This window comes from Mesorhizobium sp. P2_B5 (genome assembly GCF_056404775.1).
The window spans coordinates 149,763-161,558 of the sequence record NZ_JBFUDJ010000010.1; the positions used below are offsets into that span (position 1 = coordinate 149,763).

General features: G+C 55.6%; 8 protein-coding genes and 1 pseudogene. 2 read left to right on the forward strand and 7 right to left on the reverse strand.

Going from position 1 to position 11,796, the window contains the following annotated elements; all coding sequences use genetic code 11:
• Window positions 1-10: 10 nt before the first annotated feature.
• The 7 genes and pseudogenes from AC1D1N_RS25920 to AC1D1N_RS25950 all read right to left on the reverse strand — a co-directional run bounded on the left by AC1D1N_RS25920 (window position 11) and on the right by AC1D1N_RS25950 (window position 9,810).
• Window positions 11-3,511 (reverse strand): helicase-related protein, encoded by a 3,501-nt coding sequence (locus AC1D1N_RS25920; RefSeq protein ID WP_477351853.1) that lies wholly within the window; start codon window positions 3,509-3,511, stop codon window positions 11-13.
• A 150-nt stretch (window positions 3,512-3,661) separates the two neighbouring features.
• A complete protein-coding gene (locus AC1D1N_RS25925) occupies window positions 3,662-4,321 on the reverse strand; it encodes a DUF2290 domain-containing protein (RefSeq protein WP_477351855.1) in 660 nt (219 codons plus the stop codon).
• On the reverse strand, window positions 4,278-6,437 hold the full coding sequence (locus tag AC1D1N_RS25930; RefSeq protein ID WP_477351857.1) for a DEAD/DEAH box helicase: 2,160 nt from the start codon (window positions 6,435-6,437) through the stop codon (window positions 4,278-4,280). Before AC1D1N_RS25930 ends, AC1D1N_RS25925 begins: the two co-directional genes overlap by 44 nt.
• A 91-nt stretch (window positions 6,438-6,528) precedes the next feature.
• Window positions 6,529-7,239 (reverse strand): annotated as a pseudogene (locus tag AC1D1N_RS25935) (hypothetical protein); the annotation flags it as partial.
• 575 nt (window positions 7,240-7,814) lie between these two features.
• Window positions 7,815-8,477, reverse strand: coding sequence for a DUF6946 family protein (locus AC1D1N_RS25940; RefSeq protein WP_477351859.1), 663 nt, complete (start codon window positions 8,475-8,477; stop codon window positions 7,815-7,817).
• Window positions 8,478-8,561: 84 nt separating this feature from the next.
• The gene (locus AC1D1N_RS25945; protein ID WP_477351861.1) at window positions 8,562-9,095 is read right to left on the reverse strand and encodes a hypothetical protein; all 534 of its coding nucleotides are present in this window, start codon (window positions 9,093-9,095) and stop codon (window positions 8,562-8,564) included.
• A gap of 52 nt (window positions 9,096-9,147) precedes the next feature.
• Window positions 9,148-9,810, reverse strand: a complete 663-nt coding sequence (locus AC1D1N_RS25950; RefSeq protein WP_477351863.1) for a hypothetical protein — start codon at window positions 9,808-9,810, stop codon at window positions 9,148-9,150.
• Between the two features lie 185 nt (window positions 9,811-9,995).
• Between AC1D1N_RS25950 and AC1D1N_RS25955 the strand changes: the two genes are divergently transcribed.
• Both AC1D1N_RS25955 and AC1D1N_RS25960 read left to right on the forward strand, forming a co-directional pair.
• Window positions 9,996-10,967: a hypothetical protein gene (locus tag AC1D1N_RS25955; RefSeq protein WP_477351865.1), complete on the forward strand. Its 972-nt coding sequence runs from the start codon at window positions 9,996-9,998 to the stop codon at window positions 10,965-10,967.
• Between the two features lie 157 nt (window positions 10,968-11,124).
• On the forward strand, window positions 11,125-11,736 hold the full coding sequence (locus tag AC1D1N_RS25960) for a hypothetical protein (RefSeq protein WP_477351867.1): 612 nt from the start codon (window positions 11,125-11,127) through the stop codon (window positions 11,734-11,736).
• Window positions 11,737-11,796: the final 60 nt, after the last annotated feature.

An 11,796-nucleotide genomic window follows, 5' to 3' on the forward strand; every position in this document is an offset into this window, starting at 1 on the left:
GAATCAAGCCTCAAGTCGGCCCAGTGCCAATGGATAGCAGATCGGCCACGTTAAAGACCACTGCTGTCTCGGCAAAGCCAAGTTCCCTGTTGAAAAACCGGCGAACGTAGACCGGCTGGTGAATGAAGCCGTCATCCATTTGTACGATTGCAAGCACGAACGCCTCTGCAGCATTTAATGAGGCCAAAATCTCGTTCTTCGTCAGGATGACATCACGGCCAGCCGCATGGCGACCTTTGACCTCGATGAAGCGCAAATGCCCTGTTTCGCCGTGGCGGCTCTCGATGTCCCAACCCTTCTTCTCTGCCGAGACATCACGGGGCTCGTGACCAAGCGCTCGCTCTGCAGCGAACACAGCATCCATGGCCTTGCGCTCGCTCTCAGCCCGTAAGATAGGGTCTTCTGCGAACCCCTCTGGCGAAACCGCAGTTGATACGGGCTGCCGCGATCTCAGCAAACCGCCCGGAATCACCAGTGCTGCGCCCTTCAGAACTGGCGGCAGTGCCGAAATCTGGCGCTCGCTATCGAGTTCCGTCTGACGACGGTGGAGACGTTCGACGAGCCGTTGTGCGGTCGCCTCCGCGTTCTGCGCGTTAATACGCTGCTCCTTGCCGGCACGCTCTTCTTCGCGCAGCCGCGCCGCCCGAGCATCCCAGTAGTTGATCTCACGATTGAGCCGGGCGCGGACCTCTCGCTCCACCTTATCTATCTCGACCACTCGTCTGGTGCGGATTTCATTGAGATGGTCCGGAACGAGAGTTGCAATCGCGTAGGCCATGGCCTGTTTTTCGACGTTGCCGGATAGCCAGGATGCCGTGATTTGATCCGTCACGAGCTGACGCTGCTCGTCGCTGATCGGTCTGCAATCGAGATAGGGAGCCGGTCCCGCATCAAAGGTCCCACCGTCTGGTCTCAGGTAGACAAATTGCAGGCGCTGAGAAATGGCTCGCGGTTCACCGGAACGGGTCGTGCGACCGTCGCGAACGGCATGCTCAAGATACACAAGGAGCCTTGGCTCGACGCCTTCGTCGGCTTCATCGACTAGCACTGCACCCTGTCCGAGGAGCGGCTGGTATCTTTCCAGGATGACGTCGACCAATGCCTCCAGCAACGGGTGACCAGGTGCGAGAAGTTCCGCCTGCGGCTGCCCTGCGATCAACGACTTCTCAAAGGTCACTCGCGCATATCGATCAAGCACCGGATCGGTCCTGCCAATCAGACGATCGCGCTCCTTCAAAATCGAAGGAACACGCAAAATTTCGTAGCGACTCTTTTCGCGTTCCGACATGCGTCCGCCTAGTTGCGTAAACGCCTCTCGGAAAAACGCGCCGATGAAATGAGGCTGCAAACGCCGGGCGGCAGCGCGCTCCATCTGCTCGCGGATTTCTGCGACAGAGGTCGGCGACATGCCTTCAGAGGTCAGCTTGCGTTCTTCAACCAGCTTCTCGATGGCATCTACATCGACCGCACCCTCCACCTTGCGGAACAGCTCGGCCCTTTTCTCGGGTCGGTCGCCATAACGAATCGCGTCGACGAGCAGATCGCGTAAGGCATGGCCTTCAAATAGCTCACCCAACACATCATAAACGCGCCCGCCCAGGGCTTTCCGGGCTTCCTCCAGTTTTTCGAGCAGCCGCCGGTAAACCTCGCCTTCACGAGTGTTAGCGGCACAGAGATTCCATAGGTGGCAAGTCATGGTCTGGCCGATGCGGTGGATGCGGCCAAACCGCTGCTCTAGTCGGTTCGGATTCCACGGCAGATCGTAGTTTACCATGAGGTGTGCGCCACGCTGTAGGTTGACGCCCTCGCCGGCTGCGTCGTTGGCAACCATGATCCGGACAACAGGATCGGAGTTGAAAGCGGCAATCGCCGCACGCCTCGCCTCGCGTGCGATGCCGCCATGAATGACCACGACAGCCTCAGGATCGCCGATACGGGTTGCGATTTTCTGTTGGAGGTACTCAAGCGTGTCCTTCGGCTCCGTGAATATAAGCACCTTTCTACGCATGCCTGTCGAAGGTTCGATCATCATCGGTTCATCGAGGACGGACTCAAGCTCCCGCCACTTCGTGTCCTGCCCTGATAGTTTCAGCTTGAGGGCACGTGCTTCCAAATCTCTGAGGATCGCAATCTCGGCCTCAAGCTCGCCAATCGTGCCGGAAGCGGTTGCATGGTCGAGAATCTGTTCCTCGGCGGCCTCGGCCTCAGCGCCCGGCACTTCGTCGGGGTCGTCCGGGTCGAAGGCGGGCAAACTGGGGGCAGTGACCACAGATGTGCTAGTGCGCATCGTCTTCACTTCGCGCAGTCGCTCTTCCATCCGCTTGACTCGTCGCTCCAGCGATCGGTGGATCGCGGCCGGAGATGATGCGAGCCGTCGCTGGAGGATTTGTAGGGCGAAACCGACATTCGACCGACGCTTGTCGTCCCCTGATCGGTCAGCGCGGTTCATTTCCTCGCGGACGTAGGTGGTGACGGCCTGATAGAGATCAGCCTCAAGCGGCGACAAATCATAGCTTGCGGTGTATGCGCGCCGCTCGGGGAAGAGCTTGGTTCCGTCGAACCGATAGAGCTCCTCCTTGGTCAATCTACGCATCATGTCGGACACGTCAGCTTTGTGCACGCCTTCGCGAAAACGACCTTCAAACCGGTCAGCGTCCAGCAGCCCCATGAACAGCTGGAAATCCGCCTCTTTGCCATTGTGCGGCGTAGCCGACATCAGAAGAAAGTTTCTCGTCCTCGAACCCAGCAATTTGCCGAGCTTATGGCGCTGAGTTTCTTTGATCTCACCGCCGAAATAGGAAGCGGCCATACGATGCGCCTCATCGCATATGATCAAGTCCCATTCAGGCGACGCCTCCAGCTTGGCTTTGAGGTCGTCTGATCGGGACGCCATATCAAGGCGAACGATGAGGCGGTTCCGCTCGATAAACGGGTTGCCGGTCACCGATGCCTCGATTTGATCACGGGTCAGCAGATCGAAATGCAGGCCAAACTTTTCCGAAAGCTCTTCCTGCCACTGCTCCACCAGACTGCCGGGAGCCACGATCAGGCAACGGTCGAGATCGCCTCGGATGAGCAGCTCTTTGATCAATAGTCCCGCCATGACAGTCTTGCCGGCACCTGGATCATCGGCAAGTAGAAAGCGCAGCGGCTGACGCGGTAGCATCTCGCCATACACTGCGGTGATCTGGTGCGGCAGCGCCTCAATCTGGGATGCACTCACCGCGAGATATGGATCGAACAGGTGAGCCAGCCGAATGCGATAGGCTTCGGAGGCCAGTTTCAGGAGCTGGCCGTCAGCCTGAAACGAGTAGCTGGCGCCCTCTTTAATGATTTCAAGGCCACTGTCTTCGCCTCGATAGAGGAGGCGTTCGGATATATTTCCACCTAGCCGGAAGGCGATGTTGGCAGCATCATCGCCATAGCGCTGCACCGTGATAACTTCCGCCGGACCGGAAGCGCCAAGCCCCCTTACCCAAGTTCCGGGCTTAATCTCGTCGAATATACTCATCGCAAATTTATGCCTAAGGAATCTGAAAAACCCCATCTAGCCTATCGGGGAAAAAAGCGCGTGGCCAATCCTGTCTACCGCCTGTGCGGCGACCCATGGGCATCTCTTCTTTGGGTCGCGATAAGTGGGTGTTATCGGGGGTTAGGACGCTCATCCTGCAGGGGCTTGCCTCCTCCATCCCAGATGAAAGCCACTTTCCTCCTCGTCACTGATAGTCGGGTCGCTTTCAAAAGGCAGATTGCCGAAAAGGTCTTCGGGGAAGTCCGACGAGTAGAAGTGCTTCGTCAGAAATCCAACAAACTCTTTGACTGTAATTGGTCCTCTCATCGGAAGCCTGCATTCCGGCGTGTTGATATGGACGTGCGCCGCAGCGTGATCCGCCCTTTGAGCTATGGGGTCGAATTCGAACCGCAGTGAACTTTTCCTCGGAGTAGCGAGGGGGTCTACTGCGCTCGCACCTTCTATCAACTCAAGAATGTCTTGGCCTGAATTGCTTCGCAGGTCGGCGACAAATGGAGCTGGAATGTAGCAGTAGCGGTGGGACCGCAAGGCTTCACCGCGAATGCTATATAACACCTGAACTATTGAGCCATCGAACAGAAGCCAAGACAGCCGATCCTGTCGCAAACTCTCTAGGTAGTGTGCAGTGCTGCTCTCGACGTGCAGGATGTCACCATCGAGCGGGCCAGTGTTCCCGACCTCTATGATCGTATCCCGCCCATCACGTCTCGCAACGGGCGGTCGGGTCTCCAACAAAAAACCTCGCTCAATTAGTCCTTCTACCAGTATCTGAAGCCCTTGAATTTTCATCGGCCAACCGTCTCAATAAATGCTGTGCCTCCAGCGGCAAGGCATCAATGCTGATCTGACCCGTCTCGACCCTCTGTAGGAGACGAGAGAGGCCATCCAGGTCCTGTTCAATTTCGGTAATCTCATCAGCCGAACGATCTCGGTGAAGGGTCCTCATCTTTTTCAATTGAGCCGTGGTCGGGTACCGGAACCTTAGTTCGAACCCATCCTCGGATATCGCTTCGTATTCCGCCTTAAGAGCCGTCATTTTTTGGCTTACACCGCTCACCCGAACCCAGGCACGTGAACGGGTAATGGCGGTGAATAGGATGTTTCTCTTACGGCCCAGATTAAACCCACCTTGGCAATAGTCGGCCCCCACTACATACACCATCGGCGCTTCATTGCCTTTTGCGCGGTAGATTGAAGTTATCGCCACGCTGTCAGCAGAAAAAATTTCATCCCGCGATGTAGTTACCCCAGCGAGGTGAGCAGTGATACCGTGCTTACGCAGCTTCCGCATTATTCGCGGCGCCGTTGATCGGATTGTTATCGCCTCAGGTACCACGACGAGAATGTCGTCTGGCTCAAGCTCGTCGGTTGTCAGGTTCGCGTGAATTGATGAGGCTAACCACTCCATTTCTTCGTCAGTCGTATCAAACACATGGAAACCGATTGCATCTTTTGCGCTGAGAAGCTCGGTAAAGAAACTTGGTGTGGCAGCCTGTGACCGTCTAAGGGCGACGTCGTGGCCCCCCGCCAATTCGCCGCCAACCACTTCATAGCCAATCTCTCTCCAAAGGCTCGGCTCATCGAACATCTGGATCGGACCGGCATCTCTTGCCACACCGAAGCCCAACCCGTGAGCCGTCGAAAGAGCCCATGGCGTGTTTCGATAACAGACGGGCAGGATGATGTCTCTTTTGGGCTTGCCAGCCTCGTTGCGGAGTTGAACGTTCGGATGGCCATTGCCTTTTCTGCCGAACAAATCTTCGGCGGGCATCATCGAGAAATCAGAAAGGTTCTGCAATTCGTCGTAAGCATAAACGATACGCTTTGGGTTTTTAGTAAATAAGTAAACGAGCTCAAAGAAGGGCTGAGGTAGGTCTTGGGCTTCGTCAATTAGAATTACATCATATATAGGATTTACGGACCCCAGAGATTTTGCGGACTTGAGAAGTTCCCCGCAGATACCCCCGAATGCATTGCCAATTCCGAAGCGGTTCCTAGCGGCGGTGAAATCAACGGCGGGTTGGCCAACGCTTTTAGCAATTTCGGAATAGATGCCTCGCGAAGTTGGGCTACCCCAAGTGTGTAAGACCGTCAGCTTATCCCAGTCCGGTTCATCCTTTGAAATTTCGAAACAGAATTGTCGAACTAGTCGGCGGAACTGCTGATAAAGAGAACGTGTCTGGAACGTCAGCGCGATCCTCCATCCGGGCTCCTTGGAATGGAGGAACGCAGCCTTAAGTGCGAGAACAATGGTCTTCCCGGACCCTGCGAGACCTCGGATGCGTTGAGGTCCGGTGGGCATCTCGATGGCGGCCCGCTTCTGCCAAGCATCCAGGTTAGCGATGTTCTTCTCAATTTGTTTGAGAATGAAGCCGCGAGAATTCGCCTTAGTTACGTTGGTTCGCCTCTTGCGCGGTCTTATCGTAGCGGTTCTTTCCACCACAGAATTCAAAATGCGAAACTGATCCCCAGTCAGGTTCGCATTGGCCGGAATGACGTCATGGAGGTTGTCAACGGTTGCCAAGAGGGCGTCACCCACTATCGCATCGACGTCCGACGTAACTGACACAGTCGTTATTGGCACCACAAGCTGGCGCCGCGACAGAAGCTCGGGGGTCTCCAAGAGCTTCGAGTTAAGGGCGGCAAAATAGCGATCCTGCGCCTGTTGTATTTCCACGATTGACGCCGCGTCATCCACAGCAGCGCTTAAATGGCTGAGATCGAAAACAACAACTCCAGCACTCTGAGAAACGTACAGCGCGTCGACCCGAACCGTGCCTTCAACATTGGTTAGGATCGGGTACCCTATATACAGCGTGCCTCCATACTCGTCGCCTTTTAAGAGTTCGACCAGGTCCTGATGAGGACCGGCCAAAGCCTGTTCGCCGTAAACAATGTCTGCCATTCTCAATCGTCCAAGGTGCTGGGAGCGACACTAAAGGGTGGTGGATAGTTTCATCGAGGTAGATGTGGAGCCACCCCGCCGCAGATGAGTGTTATCGGTGAGTAGATGCCAGTTCTTCAGAACCAAACACGCCCCATGCCATGCTCCCACCGTGGAATTCCAACCACGCCGGGGTGGCGCGGATCGGTATCGTACATACAACCTCTTCGTCATATCTGGCAAAAATTTCGAAGTGCTCGCCGAAAAGACGGTCGCATTTGAAACAGCCATTGCTCAGATAGCTCGCGTCTAATGTCTTGCTAAAGCGAGGCTTTAACGCCCCGATACTAAGGCCCTTGGGCATATGCCACGCGATGAAACCTAGCATATCAGGTTCGCCAGAAAACTGAGATAACGAAAATTCCCTGCGGTAGGGACCAAAGGCGATGTCGATCCCCGTGATGATGTCCATCTCAGCACGGCAGCGGTCGTGCCAACACCTCGTTGGAGCCACGCGAACGGAGACCGTACCCGCCACATCCGTCGGAACACCGAACTTCAGCCTTCCACTGAACGCAGCCTCCAGTAACGATTGAACCGGCATTTTTTGCCCGCTGGACAAACCTGCAATGTAGGTTTGATCCGGCGCTAGGGAAACCGTTGCCGCAGGCAGTTCCTTGGTTGTGGGCACAACCGTCTTCTGCAACAGCCATAGTGCTCGTATCCCCGATATCCGATAGCGTTCGTGTCGCCGGAGCGTTTCCTCAGTGGTCTGCGGCGACCATTGAATTTCGACGGCGACGTTCACCTTGCCTTTCCGCGCAAGTACGTCGGCGACCCAGGGCTCTCTCCATTAGGTGTTGTCCCCGCCACCTCAGTTTGTGCGTCCCAGCCTTGCGAACGAGCAGCCTCGATTGCAATCTGCTTAAGTCGCAGGTGGGCCTCTGTTTCCGGTGCAGTAAAGCAGCAGCCAATAGCCTTGTGGGCGAAAAACTGCCTTCCTCGCCGAGAGCGCTTGAGAGAAACCTTCGCGCCGCAGCATGGCATCCGGAAGCGCCGGTCTCTTCTATTCTTTGAAACGGCGGCTTCCCATTCCGCAGCCGACAGATCGAAGGCATGCAGATTTGCTCCCGTCTCGTCTAGACATCTGAGCGGCATCTAACTTGTTCCGGCCACTTGAGCCGACGAATTGTAGCTCCAACTAATTTTTGCTCAAGGTGGCTGCGCATATGGCAGCCGCGTCGGAGAACTTGATCGGCTGCGGTCCCATCGCAAGCATACAGCGCAGGATTTCCACTTCTTGGATGCCGCTATCCTTTCGCAAAGTCACGAGTACGCTCCCAGAGCGTCTACCTAGTGTGCCAGAAACATCCCGACGCCGACGGAGACCGAGGTGCGCTAGTAGGAGAGAAACGTTGGATCGCCAGTCGCCCAGCCGAGGCGCAAAGGCTGGCCGGTATTTAGCGTGATCAGAGCGGGTTGGTCGTGAAAGACCTTTAGCCCTATCAAATTCGCAAATCGCTCGAAATCGTCAAACCATTCTCGCGAAGTTGAAAAAGAATGGACGATCATCGCGGCCTCGTCCGTTTTGAACCGGCGGGCCTCGATCAATGCAGAGGCTGTCCTATGAAGCAATTGGTAGCGGATTGCATCATCAGGAGCCTTTGCAAGCCCCAACACCTCGCAAAGATGTTTCAGGCGAATGCGCTTGCCGTCCGACGGTTCGCGAAACCATTCGCCAACGGTAGGTCCGAATGCTTCACTGACTTTTCCCTCGATCATTGATGCTGAGGTTCGGTCGTGGGTTCGAATGAGTGCAAAAACGTCGTTTTGGCTGTCTCGTCCACCACCGGGGAGCGGAACCTTGTGCTCTGGAATAGCAACTAGAAGCTCGACCGGGGCGTCGAACAAAGCCGCTACTTCTTTCGGCAACCCGCCGGAGCTTTCCCAGCAATGCGCTACCGTGCGAGCTGAGTAGCCCGTTCGCCAGTGCTTGATCGGGTCGGCAAGGAAGGCACGCCAACTGTCAGGGCCAGAACTGGGGATGTAGACGCGGGACATTCCTTAAATTCTCCTAACAATCGCCTGGCTATCCCAGCCTCATTGACCACCGAACGCTCTCTACATGAGGCAGCACTCTATTGCTCAATTGAGCAAATGGCGCTTTAACCTCCCGTCGTGTTGCTTTTCGGCCAGCACTAGATATCGCCTTCGCGCGTCGTACGTCATTGGCACCGAGCGTCGGTTGCCAAGGTCATCCAGAAGGCCGAAATAGGCTGAAAACGTCGCGGTTGTGACGTCAATTGGCACGGTGACCCAAGCAGGGATCGCACCTTCCGCGCGCGCAAGTTGGTGAACTTCGTCCAACGCCATACGAGTGATTTCTTCAACCGTCTTGCCTTGCAACTTCAAAGTCCGGTTCTTCGTATTGCTGACCAAAACGAGGTTGTAGGCCCCGTTTATTTCGAGCTGCCCCTGACGCATTTCATTCCGCGTCTTCACCCCAATCAGAAAGCGGGCGTTATCGCGTACGCCTATGAGATCGGCAAAGGGATAGTGCCGTCGCACACTGTTCAAATTCACGACCTCGGCAAATCCGAAACGGATGAGGCACTCTGCAGCAAGCTGCTCGCCCAGGTTACCTAGCTCGCTAATCCGTTCGACCGTCTGCAGTAACATGGCTTTTCCTCAAAGGCTGCCCATACTCTGGGCCGCTCGGACGGGACTTTGATCAGGATTGATGAAGGAGCTTCCTCACCAATTCGACCACACGGTTTCGCTCCTGGTTTGGCCAGCCCTGAGGATGACGTGTTTCAATGGCGAATGCCCCGCCGGACGTGGCTTTCAGTCGAGTGTAGCCATCTCCAAAATTCAATGGCTGGCTCCTGTAGCTGAGCTCCTCTAGCACGTCAGAAATTGTGTCCCTGCAATACCCCGAGGTAGCGAAGAGGATGACGCGAGGGGACAGGTATTTGATCTCCTCCGTCAATGCCCTTTGGTGCGGTTCTGATACGCCCTGCCATCGATGCGCTGGTGGTGGCCTATTACCGCCCACTTCGTCCATCTTGCAGACGTTTGTCCAAGCGATGCGACGGCGAGACGGGTCAAGAAGATCGACCATTTGCCAGAAGGCTGACTTGTTTCTCTTTTCGATCATCCACTTGGTGGAAGCCGCCGCGCTGGCAATCTGATCACCGCCTGAACCTACGAGCGTGCCCAATGGACCGGCGCTCTTGCCGACGTAAAGCAACGCCAATTTGTTCTTGGGATCGTAGTCAGGCCCGACGCCGGTGGCAAATACTCCGGGCGAAGCCCACCCTTCCTTGGCAGCTTCCTGATTGCAAGCAACGAGTTGCCTCCAGGTCCTGTCGGAGATTGGCAATCGGCTCGTCATGTAAATATCCCCCACCGCATTATTAAAACCTCGCTATGCCCAGCTGGGTCAAGCCGTAAGATTTCTGAGATCGGTGGATCCAGCGCACTTTTATGGTGCAGCACTGGCTGCTTCCATGTTCCTAAGCGATATTCCTTTTCCCTCTCAGTACTGTTATGGCGCTGCGCCAAAGGCGGAGGTTTAAGATGGTAGGTCAAATCTACATTTCGATGACCGGAGACCACAATGAGCTATGGGGGAGGTGCCTAGCTGAGAAGTTGGTGGCCATTGGCTTCGATCAGCCGTACTTCGACGCTTGGTATGCCGACGATTACGAACAGTATTTGGACCTGATGCGAGCTGCCTCGCCTGAAAAATCCGAAAGCGACGTAAAGGCAAGCGCGACCTTGTGGTTCGGCAGGGCTACGCTGCTATCCAACAGCGCGGATGACATCTGGCTTCATAGGGACGGCGGTAACCTCTATTGGGCCAAAACGACTTCTGATCAGCCCGTATTCGAGCCCTACGATGATAAAGTCATGATTGCAAAGCCGGTTGGCGGGTGGTCGAAGCGAAATACCGAGACGGAGGCCCTGACGTGGAACTCGATCCATCCAAAGGGGCGCGACTACTTGGTAACCCAGCAGGCAATCTTCAGAGTGGCGAACGACGATATGCGGTCGTATCTGCATGCGCTGGTCCATGGCGAGAACCTTGACCCTTGGCACGACAGGAAGGAATGGCGCGACCGGCTTGGCGATGGAAAATCTGTCGTCAAGAACATCGCGTTGTCTCAGTTCGCCATCGAGCGCATGCTGATGTCGATCAAAGATACGGTGAAAAACTCGAACGGCCAGATTGTCCTGAAGACCCTGAAGGACAAAAAGATGCTTTGCTCAGATGCAGAAATGAAGGTGCACCTGGCTCAACTGATGGAGGAGCAGCAGGGCATGTGTAAAATCACCGGGATGTCCATGCACGTCGATGGGCAGGAGGGCATGGAACATGACTTGCTGGCGTCGGCAGATCGCATCGACAGCAATGGACACTACGCGATCGGAAATCTGCAGCTCGTATGCCGCTTCGTCAATTTCTGGAAATCCGCTCAGGAGAACGGGAAGTTCGTTGACCTCTTAGAGCGCATCATCCAGCACAGGATCGCGACGAGCCAGCAATAAGTGCTCACAATACCGCACCTGCAGCATTGTCAGTGATGCCGATCCTCACGCATCGGCTCAGCATCGCGTCGGACGAGTGACCTGTTGTGCGGCGAATGGAGAGCGTGCTTTATGCTTACGGTCAGCTTCTTAGTTGGTTCTGCCACAGGGGAACTTCATGGAGCGGAAGGCATGGGACTATCTGGTAGCCCTTAGGCGCGATGTTCTGACGGCTGTCAGCGGAATTTCTAACGCGGATAGCTATCTGTGGTGGGATAACACCATGCCCAACTCTTCGACACGCTTTCGGCTCAAACAAATCCTTCAAGATGCGGTCCGGGATGCTTCAACTTTCGGTGTCTTTGTGGTTACACGTCATACGCATTGCGGACGGCGCAGCCACGACAAGACTTCAGATGCTCATGGCTATATTTGGACCGATCCCTACGGCCTGAATGTGAAATGGAAGGACCGCCGCTTCGTGTGGAAAGGAGATCAACTGTTTCAGGGGACGCGGTATGAGCCGTGCCCCTGCTCAAAGAGGGGCGAACCGCTAGACCATCATGTCATTGACGACTTCATCTATAGTCCTGCCACGGACGCTTCCCTCTACCGGGCTATCTCCGGCGCCCTCTCCGACATTCAGTCAGCAATAGAGGAAGCTGGGGACAAGAAACCCCGTTCCGGTATCCGTGAATACCTGCTGCGTGCCATCCTGCAACTGAACGACGCGATCATGCCAGTTTCGGTCGACGCGCATATAGAGGCGCAATCAGCGATACCGGCCTGATAATGTATGGGCGCTGAAAGGGACCGCTCCCTCAGCTACAAACCCACCGACTGTGGCTGT